Below are 19816 nucleotides of genomic sequence, written 5' to 3'. Positions count from 1 at the left end.
ATTGGGAGGATATACGAATGAGTTTGGAAACACGATATTTGAGTAAAACTGATTTTGAATCCTATGAGGATTTTAGAGAGAACTTTAAGCTAAACGTTCCATCTAACTTCAACTTTGCTTATGACATAATAGATGAGTATGCGAGACTGGAACCTGATAGACTTGCGTTGGTGTGGTGCGATGACCACGGAAACGAAAAGAAGTTTACTTTCGGAGATTTGAAGTACTGGTCAGACATGACTGCCAATTATCTGGTTGCCAACGGATTAGGCAAGGGAGACAAGGTAATGTTCATATTAAGAAGAAGATATGAATTTTATTTCTTTGCATTGGCTGCCATGAAAATAGGCATTACCTTTATTCCTTCCACAAACCAGCTAATGAAGAAGGACATAGTATATAGAAACAACGCAGCAGAAGTAAAGGCTATTATAGCATATAATGATTCGGCAATTATTGAACATGTTGAGAATTCAATGGAAGATTCCCCAACTGTTAAAAAGTACATATTGGTTGGCGGAACCAAGGATAAATGGCTGGATTATGATAAGGACATAGAAGGATTTTCCGATAACTGGATAAGGCCTGAAGGAGAAGTGGATACTCAAAATAAAGACTATATGATAATCTATTTTACGTCAGGCACCACCAGTATGCCTAAAATGTCCATACATGATTTTACATATCCGCTGGGACATATTGTTACCGCTAAGTACTGGCACAGAGTTGTTGAGAATGGACTGCACCTGACAGTTGCCGATTCAGGTTGGGCAAAATTTGCATGGGGCAAGCTTTTTGGGCAATGGATATGCGGTGCAGTACAATTTTTATATGATATGGATAGATTTGATCCTTGCAATCTGCTTGAGAAAATAGAAAAATATCAAATAAAGACTTTCTGTGCTCCGCCTACAATTTACAGGTTTATGCTTCAACATGATATTACAAAATATGATTTATCATCTCTGACGCACTGTTCAACAGCAGGGGAACCTTTGAATCCTGAGATTTTCAACAGGTTTATAAAGCTGACGGGACATGAAATATTAAATGGCTTCGGACAGACTGAAACTACCGTAATTGTAGCAAATTATGAATGGTTGCCGGTAGACCCCGGTGCGATGGGAATGCCGAATCCTGCCTACAACATTGATGTAGTGGATGAAGAAGGAAACTCCTGCCAGGTTGGAGTAGAAGGCGAATTAGTAATAAGGGATGTTGATACCAATAAGCCCGCAGGGTTGTTCTGCGGATATTATAAAGACCCTGAATCAACGGCAAGAGTGTGGTATAATAACACGTACCATACAGGTGATGTTGTTTACAAGGACGAGCATGGCTACCTGTGGTTTGTAGGAAGAAATGACGATGTTATAAAAGCATCGGGCTACAGAATAAGTCCCTTTGAAGTAGAAAGTGCTGTAATTGAGCATCCGTCAGTTGTAGAATGTGCCGTTACCGGTGCACCTGACAGTATAAGGGGTACGGTTGTAAAGGCAACAATTGTTCTTGCAAAAGGTTATCAGCCTTCGGATGAATTGAAAAAGGAAATTCAGAATTATGTAAAGAAAGTTACGGCACCATACAAATATCCCAGAATAATAGAATTTGTTGATGAATTACCAAAAACAATTAGTGGAAAAATAAAAAGAGCACAGCTTCGTCAGGATGATCATAAAAAGTTTGAATCTTCATGATTCAAACTTCCAAATCATCATAGAAGCTGATGTTTCATATGAATTGGAAGGATTATCTTATGAATGAAAAAACTCAAAGAGTACTTGAATTTGATAAAATTATTGATAAATTAAAAGGCTTGACCGCATCTGAATTGGGGAGGGAGCTTGTTTTAGAGCTAACTCCTCAAACTGATTTAAGGGCGGTTGAGAAAATGCTGTCAGAGACCAATGACGGTGTAAGTTGTGTATTGAAAAGGGGTTCACCGCCTCTTGGAGGAATTACGGATATCAGGATGACCCTTAAAAGGCTTGATATGGGGGGCGTGCTTAATCCAAGCGAATTACTGCGCCTTGCGGGAGTATTAAGAGCTGCCAGAAGGCTAAAAGGATATATTAACGATAAACTAGATGAAAATAACTCCAATGTGGTCAATGAACTGATATCCTGTCTTGAATCAAATCAGAGGTTGGAACAGAAAATTGAGAACTGCATATTAAGCGAAGATGAGATTGCTGATAACGCAAGCCCTGCACTAAGCAGCATCAGACGCCAGATTAAGGAGCAGCAGGTGTCTATTAAGGATAGGCTGAACTCCATTATTCGTTCCACAAAATATCAGAAGTTTATTCAAGAATCTGTTGTGACCATGAGGGGGGACAGGTATGTAATCCCTGTAAAACAGGAGCACAAGGGAGATATACCAGGGTTAGTGCATGATTCTTCTGCCAGTGGTGCAACATTGTTTATTGAGCCAATGGCGGTCGTTGAAGCGAACAACAGTATAAAACAGCTTAGAGTGAAGGAGCAAACGGAGATAGACAGGATACTTGCCGAGCTGTCTCAGGATGCTTCTCTGATATTGCCACAGTTGAATGCAAACATGAGTATAATGGCAAGGCTTGATTTTATTTTTGCAAAGGCAAAACTGGCAGTAGATTATAAATGTATTTGTCCTAGAATCAATGATACCGGCAAAATCATTATTAAAAAAGGGAGACACCCTCTTCTTGATCCTCAAAAAGTAGTACCAATTGATTTCTGGATTGGTGAAAAATTCAGTTCATTGATTGTTACCGGGCCTAATACAGGGGGGAAAACCGTATCCCTTAAAACAGTGGGACTGTTTACTTTAATGGTACAGTCGGGGCTTCTGGTTCCTGCAAATGAGGGAACTGAGATGAGTGTATTTGAAAAGATTTATGCGGACATTGGGGACGAGCAAAGCATTGAACAAAGCCTTAGTACATTTTCATCCCATATGAAGAATATTGTGGATATACTAGGCGGTGTCAACAACAAGTCACTGATACTGCTGGATGAGTTAGGGGCAGGGACAGACCCCACAGAAGGGGCAGCTCTGGCTATGTCAATTCTTGAATCTCTGCACCAGATGGGTGCTACAACTCTGGCAACAACACACTATAGCGAACTTAAGGTATATGCTATTTCTACTACAGGAGTTGAAAATGCATCCTGCGAATTTGACGTAGAAACGCTGAGACCTACCTATAGGCTTCTTATAGGAGTACCCGGAAAGAGTAATGCATTTGCCATTTCTAAAAGGCTTGGTCTGACGGATGACATAATAGAAAGGTCAAAGGAGTTTCTGTCTCAGGAGGACATAAGGTTTGAGGATATACTATTAAGTATAGAAAAGAACCGTAGCGAAGCCGAAAAAGAGAAAATGCGTGCCGAAAGCTACAGGCAGGAAGCGGAACGACTTAAAAAGGATTTGGAGGAGCAAAAAAGGAGATTAGCAGCCCAGAAGGAAAGCGAACTTCGAAAGGCTCGTGAAGAAGCACGACGGATTCTAACAGATTCAAAACGTCAAGCTGACGAGCTGGTTTCAGAAATGAAAAGACTGGCAAAAGAGCAGGAAGAGGCTGAAGTTCGAAGACAAACTGAGGAACTTCGTCAAAGACTTAACAAGAGTATAAACAATTTGGATGATTCTCTGGTTGAGTCTATAATGCCTAGACAGGGGCTAGTGAAACCGCCTAAAAATCTCAAACCCGGTGATACTGTATTAATAGTTAACCTTAACCAGAGAGGAACGATTTTATCTCTACCGGATAAGAATGGAGAAGCACAGGTTCAGGCAGGAATTATGAAAATAAATGTTCACATATCAAACCTTAAATTGGTAGATGAGCAGAAACAGCAGATACAAAGAACCGGAATGGGTAAAATAGGTGTTTCTAAAGCACAGAATATGTCAACTGAAATTGATTTGCGTGGAATGATGCTCAGTGAGGCCGTTGACGTTGTTGATAAGTATCTTGATGATGCAAGTATAGCAGGTATGGGAGAAGTAACACTTATTCACGGAAAAGGTACCGGAGCTTTGAGAGCCGGACTCCATCAGCACCTGAAGCATAATCCTCATATAAAAAGCTTCAGAATTGGTAAACTGGGTGAAGGCGAAAACGGTGTTACAGTGGTGGAGCTTAAATAACTTACACCCAAAATATGCAAAAGGTTGACAATTTAGACACAGTAAATTAGAATAATTAGTGGCTTTTTACTTTATATTAGATATATTGTTTAATATGGCTTAAAAAGAAGATTAATTATAGATAATAAATTAGGAAGTAGTGAAGGAGAGTTTTTGTGGATATCAGACAGGATATAAAGAACATAGCAATAATAGCACACGTTGACCATGGAAAGACTACTCTGGTTGATGCCATGCTCAGACAGAGCGGTATTTTCAGAGAAAACGAGGCTGTTGCTGAAAGAGTAATGGATTCCAATGACCTTGAAAAGGAAAGAGGTATTACAATACTTGCAAAAAATACTGCTGTCAACTATAACGGAACTAAAATAAATATTGTTGATACTCCCGGACATGCCGACTTCGGCGGAGAAGTTGAACGTGTACTGAAAATGGTTGATGGTGTTTTACTATTAGTTGATGCATTTGAAGGTGCAATGCCACAGACAAGGTTTGTACTTAAAAAAGCATTACAACTGAACTTAAAGCCAATTGTTGTTGTAAATAAGATTGACAGACCGGAAGCAAGACCGGAGGAAGTAGTTGACGAAGTTCTGGAATTGTTTATCGAACTGGGAGCAGACGATGACCAGTTGGAATTCCCGGTTATTTATGCTTCTTCAAGGGAAGGTTTTGCAGTTTGCGACCTTGGCGGGGAAAGAAGAGATTTAAAGCCTCTATTTGATGTAATCATAGACAAGGTTCCTTCACCTCAGGGTGAACTGGACGGAACGCTTCAGTTGTTGGTTTCAAACATTGACTATGATGAATATGTCGGAAGAATAGCTATAGGCAGAGTTGAGAGAGGTTCTGTAAAACTTGGCCAGCCCGCAATAATTTGTAAAAAGGAAGGAAATCAGCTTAACGCTAGAATAACAAAGCTGTATTGCTATGAAGGTCTGAAAAGAATTGAGACTTTAGAAGCAAAGTTGGGGGATATAGTTGCGGTTTCCGGTGTAGGTGATGTTACAATCGGAGATACAATATGTGAAGTAGGCGCACCTGATCCATTGCCATTTGTTGCTATTGACGAACCAACTTTGTCAATGACATTCAGCGTAAATAACAGTCCGTTTGCAGGAAGAGAAGGTACCTTTGTAACTTCAAGACATTTGAGGGATAGGCTCTTCAAGGAGTTGGAAACAAATGTAAGTTTAAGAGTTGAGGAAACTGATTCTGCTGATGCTTTTGTTGTATCAGGAAGAGGCGAGCTTCATCTGTCAATATTGGTTGAAACAATGAGAAGACAGGGATATGAATTCCAGGTTTCAAAGCCTTCGGTTATTAACAAGGAAATAGACGGCGTGTTAATGGAGCCTATCGAATACCTGATGATAGATGTTCCTGAAGAATTCATGGGAACAGTAATGGAAAAACTCGGACAAAGAAAATCCGAGATGGTTAATATGACATCTGCAAATCAGGGCTATATGAGGCTTGAATTTAGGATTCCGGCAAGAGGATTGATTGGATACAGGTCTGAATTGCTTACCGATACAAAAGGAAATGGAATAATGAATCACGTATTCCACGGATATGAACCATATAAGGGCGAGATTCCTACAAGGTCAAGAGGTTCACTGATTGCCTGGGAGGATGGCGAAGCTGTTACTTACGGCTTGTACAATGCTCAGGAAAGAGGAACTCTTTTCATAACACCGGGAACAAAGGTTTATGAAGGTATGATTGTAGGTGAGAATGCCAGATATGATGATCTGGTTGTAAATGTTTGTAAGAAGAAGCATGTTACGAATATGAGAGCTTCCGGGTCAGATGAGGCATTGAGATTAACACCTCCTACGATTTTGAGCTTAGAACAGGCACTGGAATTTATTGCTGAAGATGAACTTGTAGAGATGACTCCAAAGAGTATCCGTTTAAGAAAAAAAGTACTGGATACAGAATCAAGAGCAAAAATTAGAAGTAAAATGTAATTACCGGGAATATGGACAAAATTTAAAAAGAATATTATAGTAGTTATTATAAAAGCTTTTGAATTTTTAGAATGGAGTCACATATTTGATGGATAGAAGATTAAAAGTATCATTGACAGGGATACTGACTGTGATTGTCGGGATATTGCTATCAATCCCAAACATCATGAATTATTTCGGAACTCTGTTAAAAGGCTTTGATGCTAAGTTTGGCCTGCTAAATGCAGTGTTTACGGCAGTAGGGCTTACATTGGTTCTTTTTGGGATATTTATAATATCAGCCGGATTAAGGAAGATGTCCTTCTGGCTGACCATTTTTATTGTTTTTGTATTTATTTTTACTGTGGGAGCCGTTATAACTTTTAGAAGTACGGTTTCCACCGATACATCTGAGACAGTAACCAAGGAAGTCAAAATAAAGGCTGATTCAGAGGGTGCAAAGATGGTTGATATACCTATGGGATCAGATACCAAGACTATTGCCGGAATACTTGCAAATGAAGGTATTATCAGCAAACCTCAGGTTTTTACAATTGTGTCAAAAATTAACGGCTTTGACGGCAAGTATCAGGCTGGTACACACATTCTGAAACCGGGATTGGAATTCAACACTATAATGACAATTCTTACCGGAAAGCCGGAAAGTAAAAAAGTAACCATACCCGAGGGCTTGAGCTACAGACAGATTGTGAATACCTTTGTTAAAAAGGGACTTTCTACTGTAGACAAATTTGATTATGCAATGAAGTATCAAAAGTATGACTATGATTTCATAAAGGACATAAAAGACAGTAATAATCGTGAATTCAAGCTGGAAGGATATTTGTTTCCCGATACATATGAATTTGCAATGAATGCCAGTGAAAAGACAATCATAAATGTTATGCTGAGCAACTTCAACAACAAAATAACAAAAGAAATGTATACTCGTGCCAAGGAATTAGGTATGTCAATGGATCAGGTTATTACTCTTGCCTCAATAATTGAGAGAGAGGTAAGCAACAGTCAGGAAAGAAGAGTTGTGTCGGAAGTATTTCATAGGCGTTTGAAAGATCAGAATCCTAATCTGAGAAAGTTAGAGTCATGTGCCACTCTCCAGTATATTTTCCTTAATACTGAGGGAAAGGTGCATAAGGTAATAACATATAATGATAAAAATACTGATAATCCTTATAATACTTATCTTCATGCGGGTTTACCACCGGGACCTATTTGTTCACCAAGTATTGATGCAATAAATGCGGCACTGTATCCTGATGAGGATACGGATTACATGTTCTTTTTATCAGCAGGTGATGGTACTACTAAGTTCTCCAAGACATATGCGGAGCATTTAAAGGCTATGAAGCAATATGGATTGGCAAAATAATTACGCAAAAATTAATTAGGCTGGCTTAAATGCCGGAAATGTTAAAAATAAAGATGGCAGTATGCCATCTTTATTTTTAACGTTGTAGCTGATTGGAGCAATGAAATGATTAATTACGAATACATTACTCAATATATAAGAGAGACAATTAAACCCAATACCGGTCTTTTAGCGGAGCTTGAAGAATATGCTGCAAAAAATCACGTGCCAATAATTCAGCCTGAGGTGGCAGCACTTTTGAAGGTTATTGGGAGTATGAAGCGGCCCTCAAGAATTCTGGAAGTTGGGACAGCCATAGGATATTCTTCTATTTTGTTTTCAGGATTTTTGCAGCAAAAGGGTATAATAGATACCATAGAGCGAAATGAAGAAATGATTGAGGTGGCCAGAACAAATATAAAGCGTGCCGGACTTCAGGGTACTATAAATGTTATTGCAGGAGATGCTTTAGAGGTTCTGGCCTGCCTTGACAAAAGTTATGATATGATTTTCATTGATGCAGCAAAAGGACAGTACGGTGAGTTTTTTGAACATTGTAAGAGGATGCTTGCTCCAGGCGGAATTATTGTTTCCGACAATGTTCTATATAAGGGTATGACTGCGAGTGATGACCTTGTGGTAAGGAGAAAGAGAACCATAGTAAACAGAATGAGAAGTTTCCTAAAGGAGCTTTGCGAGGATGAGTCATTTGAGACAGGTATAATTCCTATTGGAGACGGAGTAGCACTTAGTTATAATAAACAGTAAACAACGTTGTGGAGGATTTATGAATAAAGTTGAGCTTCTGGCTCCGGCCGGAAATCTTGAAAAGCTTAAAATGGCAATTATGTATGGTGCAGACGCAGTATATATTGGCGGACAGAAGTTTGGTTTAAGGGCATCTGCTGACAATTTCTCACTTGAAGACATCAAGGAGGGACTTTCCTTCGCACACCAGCGTGATTGTAAGGTTTATGTCACTGTTAATATAATTCCTCATAATGAGGACCTTGAGGGATTGCCTGAATATATAGAGCAGCTTGATGAACTGGGAATAGATGCGGTTATAGTTTCTGATCCAGGAATTTTTGATATTGTACGTGAAAATGCTCCTGACATGGAGATTCATATAAGCACTCAGGCTAACAACACCAACTACTCCAGTGCTATGTTCTGGTACAGGCATGGAGCTAAAAGAATTGTTACTGCAAGGGAGCTTTCTCTTCAAGAAATAAGTGAAATCAGGTCGAAAACACCAGACGACTTGGATTTAGAGGCCTTTGTTCATGGTGCAATGTGCATTTCCTACTCAGGAAGATGCTTGCTCAGCAACTATATGGCAGGACGAGATTCCAACAGGGGAGCATGTTCTCACCCTTGCAGATGGAAGTACCATCTGGTTGAAGAAAAACGTCCCGGAGAGTATTATCCTGTCTATGAGGATGAAAAGGGAACATATATATACAATTCAAAGGATTTATGCATGATTGAGCATATTCCTGAATTGGTCAAAGCAGGTATTTATAGCTTCAAGATTGAAGGCAGAATGAAAAGCTCGTTTTATGTAGCCACAGTTGTAAGTGCTTACAGACAGGCTATTGATGCGTATTTGGCTGACCCTGACAATTACAGCTTTGATCCCGAATGGCTAAAAGAACTCTCAAAAGCCAGCCACAGAGAATATACCACCGGATTTTATTTTAATAAGACTACAGGTGCCGATCAGATATACAATACCAGTTCCTATATAAGAGAATACGACTTTGTGGGAATGGTACTGGAACATGACAAAACCACCGGTATTGCAAAGATTGAGCAGAGAAACCGCATGATCGTAGGAGATGACATTGAAGTGGTAAGCCCACGAAAAGGCTATTTTACACAAACTATTAAAGAAATGCATAATGAGGATGGTGAAAGCATCAGAACTGCACCTCATGCACAGATGATTGTATATATGCCTATTGATGAGGAAGTGGGGCCTTTTACGATTTTGAGAAGGAAGTAAAAATTATCTTAAAATTAAACAGTACTATATAAAAAAGAAGAATGCCATTGGTATTCTTCTTTTTTATGATTTGATTAGGGAGGTTCGGCTGCTCCTCTAGCGGGTCAAATCCGGAATTAGAGGCTAACGAACAAGTCTATGTTCTGGTTGCAATGGAAGTATGTTGTTAAAGACTTGTATCATCAATATAGGCACTTTATAGGCATATCAACGAAGCATTGGATACAACGGTAAGAGAATTACGAGCATTAAAATATGCAATTACTTGACTTATGGGTTGACAGAATATAACATGGAATTAAGAGGAATTACACACTTGTTTATATATTACAAAGTAAAGATAAACCAAATTTATGTATAGTAGGTGAGTATATGGAATACCAGATATTGAAAATGCAGTAAAAATACTAAACGAAGATGAAAAATTAAACCCTGGAACATGGGTTGAACATAACAAAACAGCAGGTATGTGTGCAAGAGCAATAGCTTCGAAATGCAATAATTTCGATAAAAATATAGCTTGTGTTTTAGGTTTGCTACATGATATTGGTCGCAGAGACGGTGTGATGGATATGCATCATATTTTATCAGGATACAATTCATGATTTCACAAGGATATGACGATAGTGCCCGTATTTGTTTTACTCATTCATTTCCGTACAAAAATGTTAGTGCTTATAATGGGGATAATGATTGTAGCCCTTCTGAAACTGATTTTATTCAAGGCTATATTTCTAATATAGAATACAATGATTATGACCATTTAATTCAGTTGTGTGATGCAATTTCGTTTCCTACAGGACCAACTTATATTGAAAAAAGATTTGTTAATGTCGTATTAAGAAGAGGTTTTAACGAACCAACTATCCCAAAATGGGAATCACTTTTTGAGATTAAGCATTATTTTGATAATAAAATTAATGGTGATATTTATAAAATTGTTAAAGGTGTAATTTCCATTCTGTAAAGTATTCTAACAGACCTATGAGTAAAAATGAAAGGAGATGCAGCTTTAATGCCTTATAATATCATTAAATTACAACCCCAAGATTACTATAAATGCAGCAACATATGGGATATGAATCGTAATTTTGAAAATGCCAAGAAGTGGTATGATGAATTAGAAAAAGGTATAAGAATAATTTTTGTTTATATAGAAAACGGGGGATTTATTGGAGAGGGGGCCTTGGTTTTACACAATAGTGACCCGGATTATACAATTCCGGGTAAACGAGTATACCTTTCTCGTATGATAGTTAAAGCCGAATATCGTAATCGAGGTATTGAAGGGATTATTCTTGATTTCCTTATTAATTATGCCAAAGTAATTGGATTTGAGGAAATTTCTGTAGGGGTTGATATTGATAATATAGTTGCTAAACACCTATATGAAAAAAAGGGTTTTACAAATATTATTTTTGAGGGAGAAGATGAACTCGGCAAATATGTAAAAATTCTTAAAAAAATATAAATCAATTTGAGGAATATTCATAAGTTGTATAACCTCCCCTTTGACATGGAAATAATTAGTATAATAATCATTTTCAATTAAAGGGGTTTATTATGACAAAAAGAATTAAGACAATACTATTTATATTTATGGCAACATTTGCATTACTGGTAACCAGACTATTTTATATACAGGTTGTGGCAGGTCCAGGTTATTCAAAGGAAGCGTCCAGCCAAAGAGTGAACAATGTTAATATAGAGAATTCGAGAGGCGATTTTCTGGATAAAAACGGAATAAAGCTTACAGGAAGAACACCAAAAGTCACTGTAGTTCTGAAACCCTCTCTTTTACGTGGGCAGAATGAAGCAGTTGATAATATATGCCGGATACTGGGGCTTGACCCCGAAAAAACAAACGAATCTTTGCAAAGAAAAAATACCCCCATGATAATGGAAGTTGACAGTGAAACAAAGGATGTTCTTTCTCAGCTTAATTATGAAGGAATATCTTTTGTAAACACATTAAGCAGATACAACACTGATACCAGGGCGAAACACTTGCTTGGTTATTTGAACAAGGTTGACCAAGTGGGAAGTTTTGGGCTGGAAAAAATATATGAAAAGACATTGAATTATGGCAAAACAGACTCAATAGGTGTAATAACAGACGGAGGTAATAACTTGCTGGGTGGTCTCGGGTATAGAATAATTGAGGAAAACAGTGAGAATAAAAAGCTGGATATCAGGCTTACCATAGATTACCATATACAGAGTATTATTGAAAAGGTTCTGGATGAAAAGGGAATGACAGGCTCTATAGTAGTAGAGGATGTGGCAACGGGAGACATTGTAGGTATGTGCAGTAAACCTGATTTTGACCCCAACGATATTGAAAATTATCTGCTCAACAACAAAAAGCCTTTATTTAACAGAGCTGTTGCACAGTATAATATCGGTTCGGTTTTCAAGTTGATCGATTTGGCTGCCGTATTTGAAAAAGACCAGGATTACAACATGGTATTCAACTGTCCGGGATATATACAGATAGGAGATACAGAGTTCAAATGCTCTTCATATAATACCGGAGGCCATGGCACAATAGATATAAATAGTGCTCTTGCAAAATCATGCAATGCTTATTTTATAAATATGTCCTTGGAACTGGGGGCTGAACCAATAATCTCAATGTGTGAAAAACTAGGTCTTGGAAAATTTACAGGACTGTCCAAACAGGGTATTGAAGAAGCAAAGGGAGTAATTCCCGCCATAACGGATCTTAAAAATCCCGGTGATGTTGCAAATGTATCTATTGGGCAGGGACAAACTATGGCAACTCCGGTTCAGATAGCTGATATGGTAGCTACAATTGCTAACGGTGGAATAAAAAACAATATTAATGTAGTTGATTGTGTAGTAAACGAAGAAGGTAACAAAGTCAGGGATTTAAAGGAAACAGAGCAAAAAAGGGTACTGTCAAAGGCCACCAGTGACAGGATTAAAAACCTAATGGAAGGTGTTGTAAACACCGGAACAGGAAAAAAGGCCAGTATTGATGAGTATGGGGGCGCAGGAGGCAAAACTGGGAGTGCTGAAACAGGTCAATATGTAGATGGCCAAAAAATAGTTCAGGCGTGGTTCGCAGGATATTTTCCGGCAAAATCTCCAAAATACTCGGTAGCTGTTTTTATCGAGGATGGAAGAAGCGGAGGAGAATCTGCAGCACCTATATTTGCAGAGATTGGAAAAGAGATCATGAAAAAAGGACTATAATAAAGCATATTATAAAAAATGGTTTCACAACTAATAAAGGAGACTGTGAAACCATTTTAACGTAAGGGCTTGCAGTGAGTAAGCAATTTTTTATTTGTCCTTACATCCAAGTACCTTTACGATGTTCACTATAAAACTGTCAAAATATTTGATTTCTTTAAGCTTTGGCAGCCAGTATTCTGGATTGCTTTGGGTTCTCTTAATTATATCTTCTGCATTTGTAAAATCGTGTCCCAGAATTTCCTGACATACCTGTAAAACCTCTTTTGCCTTACACTTTGTATTCGGACCCGGAATTCCATCATTCACAAGTCCAGTCATAGATTGAAAATCTTTGACATTCATAGTACAATTTACCCCCTTCAGACAGCTGTTCCTGATAGCTATTTTTTGTTCCTCACTTATCCCTGTATGCTCAATCAATTGAACATGCCAAGGCTCATAGGACATGGGCTTTACTAAACCATACTTTTTTAGCTGGCAGTTGGTAAGTTCTTCAAACCAGCCATTCATGTCCATTGCAATACAGAAGCAATGATTTGATTTTCCATAAGCAGCTGCAAGACATCTTCTGTTACTTCCCGTACCAATATACACTGAGCCGTCATTTAACTGATAGCTGCCCTTATTCTGAGCCAAAACCAGTTTGGCCGTAGCTTTTTGGCAATCAAGAGAACGATACCCTGCTGAACACTCGGCATCTTTTTGAAAATCGTTGCATACTCTGTTTACTGCGTCAAGCAATTTAGGAAATATGTAAGCCTGCTCAGGATGTTTAAATTTTACACTATGCATCCTTAACCAACTCCTCTCTTATTTCATTTATTCTGAGATGAGCTTGTTTTGTACTTTCCTCAACACGGGCCAATCTATCTGCATGGTTGCTTACCGTATTATTAAGGCACCTTATTTCAAGCAGTGTAGTATCGCTGCTACGTTTAATGTAGTCAATATCTGCTTTAAGCTGACCGGCCTCAATACCGCTTTGCTTGGATTCACCTTTAATCCTCGCCTGCATTGTAATATAACCGAAAATAATTCCACAAACTGCCGCAACGCATGTAATTAAAATGTTTAATTGCATCTGCACCCCCTCTTTCTTTATTTATATAAAAAGGACTACCTATTTATAAGTAATCCTTTCCGCCCATATTACAATCATATCTTATAAAAATTTTTACAACCTGTCCGATTTGATGGATTTAATAAATAGTTTTTGAAAATAAGTTTATGGAAATATTAGTTTGGCTATGAAATAGCCGAAGTGGATGACAGATTTTTGCACAGGACATTTTAGAATATGTTTTCTGCAAAAGGACTGCAATTATTTCCATAGCAGCTACATATTATAGAATTAAAAACTGAATGGATATAAACAAATTGTTCTTTCCGCTATAAGTGATTATAACTGATCATATATAATACTCATTAATTCAATTTTAAGTGTTTGAATAGCATCCTCTCTTGGAAGCATGATATATCTGGATAAATATTCAATATCGGCAGTAAAATAATCCAATATTTTATCCATGCATTCTTTATCACCTTGTTGAGCCTTCTTAACCATCTCTAAAAATCCATTAGATTTTTCCGCAATAACTCCAGCCCTTTCTTTTTCCATTTGTTCACCCCCTGTTGAGTCATATGCAATTCGAGTGCAACTTCTTTTTCAGTCATTTCATCAATTATTGTTTTTTCTAAAATAAATCTGCACTTTTCCCATGGTATTGTATCCAATAGTTCTTTTACATATAGTTTTGAAAGTATTTCAGTTTCAAACCCACAGTTATATGCCTGATTTTCAAAAATTATCTGACATTCTTTAGCTTGTTGAACACGTGCTTTATACTGTATTCTCCATGCTGCTCTTCTCAGTAGTTTTCTGCAATTTTCCACCGAGATGTCATCGTTTGTATACATAAATATACCTCCGAAGTTTGATGGTTTTGTAATTCAATAACTTAGTCTTTTAACAGTGTTTTACTTGTGTGAATTTTCTTTCCGCTAGTGATGTCTTCCCGTGGTGTTTCACTAATATAGTAATATTTTCGGTACATATAACAACCATAATTTAAAAAAATTACAATTAATTACATAAAATTGTAACTAGATTTTTAAAAAAAGTTGTAACGGGCGGGGAGAAATTGCCTTTATATAAGAAGGAGGTTTATTTTGAAAGGTTGTATGCTGATTTTCATATAAAAGGGGGTGTTAGTTTTTATGTATTTGTAGGATGCCTAAGAGTATATTTTGAAAAATACAAAATAAGCAATTGGAGGAATTCAGATGAAAGAAAAAAAATCGCCTTTTGTGGCGAAGAGTAAGAGCATTAGCATGCTACACAAGTGGGTGTGTTATTTCCTGCTTGGGGTACTGTCATTCTCGTTGGCAGTAGTATTAAGTGATGGAGAGGCATTTTCTGCTGATAGCTCGGGGTCTGCTTTATATGCAGTTTCTCCCCTACGTCAACAGATGATGTTATCACAGCCTTCGCCAGCAGTAACCGGGGGAAGAGGATTTATGATGCCTCTGACGGTTGTAGCGAAGGATGCTGAAGGAAAGCCTCTTGCCGGTATCCCGGTTACTTTTGAAATTTCTGAAAGTAAAATAGTAATTGCTCAAATGAGAGGTTACGAAAGCAGATTTATAACTGTTACAACGGATACAAATGGTATGGCATCTTGTGTAAATACATATACAGGTTATGTAGGTGAAGGATACCAACTGTATTCACTAATCGTAGGGTCAATAGAAAATCTGCAGGTTAAGGCAAGTGTACCCGGATGGAATACTGTAACCTTTAATGTACAGGTAGGAACATACAAGGCAAACCTTGTAGATAATACTCCTCCACTAATGACTGTAAGTGCAAAGGATGACACCGGCGCCGAATATATAGCCGGAAAGTGGACAAATCACACGGTTACAGTAACCTATGATGCTAAAGATACAATGTCTGCTATTAAAAGCTGTACACCGGAGGATGTTATCTCATATGAGGGTAAAAACATCATATCTACAGGTACTGCCGTTGATATGGCGAACAATACTTCAACTCTGACATTTGGTCCCATATGTATTGATAAATCTCCTCCTTCTACCAATGCCACATTACCAAATACGGTAGCATTTGGATGGTACAACAAAAATGTTTCAATTGATTTTGTTGGGACGGATTCCTATTCCGGTGTTGAATCAATTTACTACAGGATTGGAGACGGTGAGGAAATTAAACTTCCCGGCCCGAGTGCATCAGCAGTTATTGAAACAGAAGGCTCTTATCCTATCTACTGGTATGCAGTTGACAAAGCCGGAAATATAGAAAGTACTCAAAGAGCATACCTCCAGATTGATAAGTCTCCTCCAGTAGTAGAATGCAGTGTAAGTCCTGAAAGTTACGAAAATGGCTGGAATGACACTAATGTTACTGTCACTCTAAAAGCAACGGATATAAATTCAAATGTTAAAGAAATTCATTACAAAATCGGTGAAACCGGTACAGAGAATGTAATTCCGGGATACCTGAAATCCTTCACGGTAAATAGCGAGGGTATTACTGATGTAATTTACTGGGCTGTTGATAGAGTAGGAAATACCAGTGCTCAGCAATGTACCCAAGTAAAGATTGATAAAACAAATCCAGCGGTATACCCACCTAAAGATATAACTGTTGAAGCAACAGCAGTAAAAACACCTTTGGAAATAGGTACTGCAACGGTTGAAGATATGTCAAGTGTTGAACTGACAAACGATGCACCTGTAGACGGATTCCCTGTAGGAGTAACTTCTGTAACATGGAAAGCAACGGATAAAGTCGGAAATATGACTTCGGCTGTGCAGACGATTACTGTGAAAGATACTATAGCACCGGTGCTTACGGTACAAGGTGATATAGTTGTTGAAGCCACCGGGGTAGGAACAAAGGTTTCACTTCCTCCTGCAAAGGCAACGGACATATTCCCTGTAGCTATTTCAAATGATTCTCCTGAAGAATTTCCTGTAGGAGAGACAATTGTTACATGGACTGCAGAAGACGCAAATAAAAATATTACTAAAGCGACTGAAAAAGTAATAGTAATTGATTCTACAAAACCTGTTCTTACTGTTCCGGAAAATATGACGGTAGAAGCAATTGGAAGAAGAACACCAGTAAATATAGGTCAAGCTTTGGCAACAGACATATTTAAAGTGGATATAACCAATAATGCTCCTGCTGACTATCCGGTGGGAAAAGCTACAGTTACATGGAAAGCAACAGATGCAAATGGTAATGTGACCACCAAAGATCAGATAATAACAGTTCAGGATACAAAAGCTCCGGATCTGGTTATTCCGGAAGATATAACAATTGAGGCGACAAACAGAAAAATGGTGTTGGACATTGGTAAAGCAACTGCAACAGATATATTCAATGTTACGGTTACCAATAACGCTCCTGAATACTATACTGTAGGAACAAAACCTGTAGTCTGGAAGGCTGTTGATGAAAATGGCAATGTTACAACCAAAGTTCAGAATATAACGGTAACAGACAAAACAAAACCTGTCATAACAGTACCTGCAGATATTAAAGTCGAGGCTACCGGAATTTTGACACCTGTACAGATACAAGTACCCGAAGCATACGACATATTCCCTATTGTAATTTCCAGCAATTGCCCAGAGACTAAACTGTTTCCTATAGGAACTACCATTATAAAATGGAAAGTAATTGATGAAAATGGAAACGAAACCATTGTTGAACAGCGAATTACAGTAGTAGATACAACAAAGCCGCTGTTAACTGTACCAAAAGACGTAAAAGTTGAGGCAACGGCAATAAGAACTCCTGTAAACATAGGTCAAGCCATAGCAAGTGATATATTCCCTGTAGAAATAAAAAATAACGCACCAAATGACTATCCGATTGGTACAACAAAAGTAACATGGACGGCTACCGATGCTAATGGCAATATGACTATCGGCTATCAGAACGTAACCGTAGAAGATACAACAAAACCCGTTCTTTCAGTGCCCGGGGACAAGAAGGTAGAAGCAACTGCAATAAGAACACCCGTAGACCCCGGTATAGCTACAGCAAAAGATATATTCCCGGTTACATTAAAAAATGATGCTCCGGCAGATTATCCTATTGGAACAACACCTATCACATGGACCGCAACTGATGAAAATCAAAATGCAGATACCAAGGTTCAGAATATTACTATTGTTGATACAACCAAGCCTTTATTAATTATTCCTGCGGATATAACAATTGAGGCAACGCAGGTAAGAACACCAGTAGACATAGGCAAAGCAGAAGCTACGGACATATTCCCTGTGAAAATAGAGAATAACGCTCCTACAGATTATCCTGTGGGAATTACTAAAGTTCTGTGGAAAGCTACAGATGCAAACGGAAATCAAAGCGAAGCTTTGCAGAACGTAATTGTAAAGGATACTACCAAACCTGTGTTGACAGTTCCCAATGACATTACAATGGAGGCTACAGCTAAACTGACACCTGTTAATATCGGAAAGGCTGATGCAAAAGACATTTTCCCTGTCGAAATCAAAAATAATGTACCTGAGGCTTATCCTCTGGGAACAACCGTCGTAACATGGACAGCAATTGATGCAAACGGTAACACAATAACTAAGACACAAAATATAACCATTACGGACAAAACATGTCCAATCCTCGAAGTACCGGAGGACATAACTAAAGAAGCTACCGCAATATTAACACCAGCAGACATTGGTCAAGCCATAGCGACTGACATATTTGACCCGACTACAAAAAATGATGCACCACAAGCTTATCCTCTGGGAACAACCGTGGTAACCTGGACAGCAACTGATACAAACGGAAATAAAACAACTAAAACACAAAAAATAACAATAATTGATACCACAGCACCTGAACTTGATATTCCGGGTGATATAACCAAGGAAGCAACACATAAATTGACTCCTGTGGATATTGGCCAGGCATCAGCAAAGGATATATTCGACGTAAAGGTTGTAAATGACAAGCCGGAAAACTATCCTGTAGGAACTAAAGAAGTGACATGGACAGCAACCGATGCCAACGGAAATTCTACAACTAAAGTACAGAAAATAACAATAAAGGACACTACCAACCCTGTATTAAAGGTTCCAGAAGATATAACCACAGAAGCAACAGCAATAAATACACCTGTTGATATTGGAATTGCAGAAGCAACTGACATTTTTGAGGTTGACGTAGTGAATGATGCTCCAGAAACCTTCCCAATCGGAACAACTGAAGTAACATGGACAGCTACTGATGAAAACGGAAATGTAACAACAGATGTCCAGAAAGTAACAATACAGGACACAACCAAGCCGTTGCTTTTAAAGCCTGATGATATAACAACTGAAGCAACTGCAGTAAATACACCTGTTAGTATTGGTGAAGCAAAAGCAACAGACATTTTCAAGGTAGAAGTAAAGAACGATGCTCCAGAAACCTTCCCAATCGGAACAACAGAAGTAACCTGGACAGCTACTGATGAAAACGGAAATGTAACAACAGATGTTCAGAAAGTAACAATACAGGATACAACAAATCCATTACTTTTAAGACCTGATGATATAACAACTGAAGCAACTGCAGTAAATACACCTGTTAGTATTGGTGAAGCAAAAGCAACAGACATTTTCAAGGTAGAAGTAAAGAACGATGCTCCAGAAACCTTCCCAATCGGATTAACAGAAGTGACTTGGACAGCTACCGATGCAAACGGGAATGTAACAACAGCGGTACAAAAAGTAACAATACAGGATACAACAAATCCTGAATTGGTTATACCAAAAGACATAACAACCGAAGCAACTGCGGTAAATACACCAGTAGCAATAGGAACTGCAGAAGCAACTGATATTTTTAAGGTAGAAGTAAAGAGTGATGCTCCAGAAGCCTTCCCAATTGGAACAACCGAAGTAACCTGGACCGCAACCGATGCCAACGGAAATGTAACAACCAAGGTTCAGAAAATAACAATACAGGATACAACAAATCCTGAATTGGAAATACCAGAGGACAAAACAGTTGAAGCAACAGCAGTAACTACACCTGTGGAAATAGGTGAAGCAACAGCAACGGATATATTCGAAGTAAAGGTTAGTAA

Annotated in this window: 14 protein-coding genes; 10 read left to right on the top strand and 4 right to left on the bottom strand. The window is 38.2% G+C overall.

Going from position 1 to position 19816, the window contains the following annotated elements; translation table 11 throughout:
* The first annotated feature begins 17 nt into the window (after positions 1 to 17).
* The 9 genes from L323_RS36810 (at position 18) to L323_RS0121105 (ending at position 12683) form a co-directional block, all read left to right on the top strand.
* On the top strand, positions 18 to 1697 hold the full coding sequence (locus L323_RS36810) for an AMP-binding protein (protein ID WP_020816693.1): 1680 nt from the start codon (positions 18 to 20) through the stop codon (positions 1695 to 1697).
* A 59-nt stretch (positions 1698 to 1756) separates the two neighbouring features.
* Complete coding sequence (locus L323_RS36805) at positions 1757 to 4135, top strand: endonuclease MutS2 (RefSeq protein ID WP_020816692.1); 2379 nt, start codon at positions 1757 to 1759, stop codon at positions 4133 to 4135.
* A gap of 155 nt (positions 4136 to 4290) precedes the next feature.
* Entirely contained in the window at positions 4291 to 6108 is a 1818-nt protein-coding gene (typA, locus tag L323_RS36800) for a translational GTPase TypA (protein WP_020816691.1), read from the top strand.
* 88 nt (positions 6109 to 6196) lie between these two features.
* Positions 6197 to 7477 carry an endolytic transglycosylase MltG gene (gene mltG / locus L323_RS36795; protein ID WP_020816690.1) on the top strand — a complete coding sequence of 427 codons (1281 nt, stop codon included), beginning with the start codon at positions 6197 to 6199 and terminating at the stop codon, positions 7475 to 7477.
* A gap of 105 nt (positions 7478 to 7582) precedes the next feature.
* Complete coding sequence (locus tag L323_RS0121115; RefSeq protein WP_031342406.1) at positions 7583 to 8224, top strand: O-methyltransferase; 642 nt, start codon at positions 7583 to 7585, stop codon at positions 8222 to 8224.
* A 19-nt stretch (positions 8225 to 8243) separates the two neighbouring features.
* Positions 8244 to 9464, top strand: coding sequence for a peptidase U32 family protein (locus L323_RS36790; RefSeq protein WP_020816689.1), 1221 nt, complete (start codon positions 8244 to 8246; stop codon positions 9462 to 9464).
* Positions 9465 to 10065: 601 nt separating this feature from the next.
* A complete protein-coding gene (locus L323_RS41515) occupies positions 10066 to 10431 on the top strand; it encodes a hypothetical protein (protein ID WP_020816688.1) in 366 nt (121 codons plus the stop codon).
* A gap of 48 nt (positions 10432 to 10479) precedes the next feature.
* Entirely contained in the window at positions 10480 to 10935 is a 456-nt protein-coding gene (locus L323_RS36780; RefSeq protein WP_020816687.1) for a GNAT family N-acetyltransferase, read from the top strand.
* Positions 10936 to 11027: 92 nt separating this feature from the next.
* Positions 11028 to 12683: a peptidoglycan D,D-transpeptidase FtsI family protein gene (locus tag L323_RS0121105; protein WP_031342403.1), complete on the top strand. Its 1656-nt coding sequence runs from the start codon at positions 11028 to 11030 to the stop codon at positions 12681 to 12683.
* A gap of 90 nt (positions 12684 to 12773) precedes the next feature.
* On the opposite strand, the gene L323_RS36775 is transcribed toward L323_RS0121105, so the two are convergent.
* From L323_RS36775 to L323_RS36760, 4 genes are all read right to left on the bottom strand, one after another.
* Positions 12774 to 13478, bottom strand: a complete 705-nt coding sequence (locus tag L323_RS36775) for a hypothetical protein (protein WP_020816686.1) — start codon at positions 13476 to 13478, stop codon at positions 12774 to 12776.
* A complete protein-coding gene (locus tag L323_RS36770; RefSeq protein WP_020816685.1) occupies positions 13471 to 13767 on the bottom strand; it encodes a hypothetical protein in 297 nt (98 codons plus the stop codon). The genes L323_RS36775 and L323_RS36770 overlap by 8 nt, the downstream gene beginning before the upstream one ends.
* Before the next feature lie 318 nt (positions 13768 to 14085).
* Positions 14086 to 14304, bottom strand: coding sequence for a helix-turn-helix domain-containing protein (locus L323_RS36765; protein WP_020816684.1), 219 nt, complete (start codon positions 14302 to 14304; stop codon positions 14086 to 14088).
* Positions 14253 to 14603 (bottom strand): sigma-70 family RNA polymerase sigma factor, encoded by a 351-nt coding sequence (locus tag L323_RS36760; RefSeq protein WP_014312889.1) that lies wholly within the window; start codon positions 14601 to 14603, stop codon positions 14253 to 14255. Before L323_RS36760 ends, L323_RS36765 begins: the two co-directional genes overlap by 52 nt.
* Positions 14604 to 14969: 366 nt before the next feature.
* On the opposite strand from L323_RS36760, the gene L323_RS36750 reads away from it, so the two are divergent.
* On the top strand, positions 14970 to 19816 hold a 4847-nt coding region (locus L323_RS36750; RefSeq protein WP_020816682.1), incomplete at its 3' end, for an OmpL47-type beta-barrel domain-containing protein.

This window comes from Ruminiclostridium papyrosolvens C7 (assembly GCF_000421965.1).
Taxonomy (GTDB): domain Bacteria; phylum Bacillota; class Clostridia; order Acetivibrionales; family DSM-1351; genus Ruminiclostridium; species Ruminiclostridium papyrosolvens_A.
This window is presented reverse-complemented; position numbering and strand designations above follow the sequence as displayed.

Coding starts and splice junctions, on each gene's coding strand:
- L323_RS36810 (WP_020816693.1), top strand. CDS start 18: ATGAGTTTGGAAACACGATATTTGAGTAAAACTGATTTTGAATCCTAT.
- L323_RS36805 (WP_020816692.1), top strand. CDS start 1,757: ATGAATGAAAAAACTCAAAGAGTACTTGAATTTGATAAAATTATTGAT.
- mltG (WP_020816690.1), top strand. CDS start 6,197: ATGGATAGAAGATTAAAAGTATCATTGACAGGGATACTGACTGTGATT.
- L323_RS0121115 (WP_031342406.1), top strand. CDS start 7,583: ATGATTAATTACGAATACATTACTCAATATATAAGAGAGACAATTAAA.
- L323_RS36790 (WP_020816689.1), top strand. CDS start 8,244: ATGAATAAAGTTGAGCTTCTGGCTCCGGCCGGAAATCTTGAAAAGCTT.
- L323_RS41515 (WP_020816688.1), top strand. CDS start 10,066: ATGATTTCACAAGGATATGACGATAGTGCCCGTATTTGTTTTACTCAT.
- L323_RS36780 (WP_020816687.1), top strand. CDS start 10,480: ATGCCTTATAATATCATTAAATTACAACCCCAAGATTACTATAAATGC.
- L323_RS0121105 (WP_031342403.1), top strand. CDS start 11,028: ATGACAAAAAGAATTAAGACAATACTATTTATATTTATGGCAACATTT.
- L323_RS36775 (WP_020816686.1), bottom strand. CDS start 13,478: ATGCATAGTGTAAAATTTAAACATCCTGAGCAGGCTTACATATTTCCT.
- L323_RS36770 (WP_020816685.1), bottom strand. CDS start 13,767: ATGCAATTAAACATTTTAATTACATGCGTTGCGGCAGTTTGTGGAATT.
- L323_RS36765 (WP_020816684.1), bottom strand. CDS start 14,304: ATGGAAAAAGAAAGGGCTGGAGTTATTGCGGAAAAATCTAATGGATTT.
- L323_RS36760 (WP_014312889.1), bottom strand. CDS start 14,603: ATGTATACAAACGATGACATCTCGGTGGAAAATTGCAGAAAACTACTG.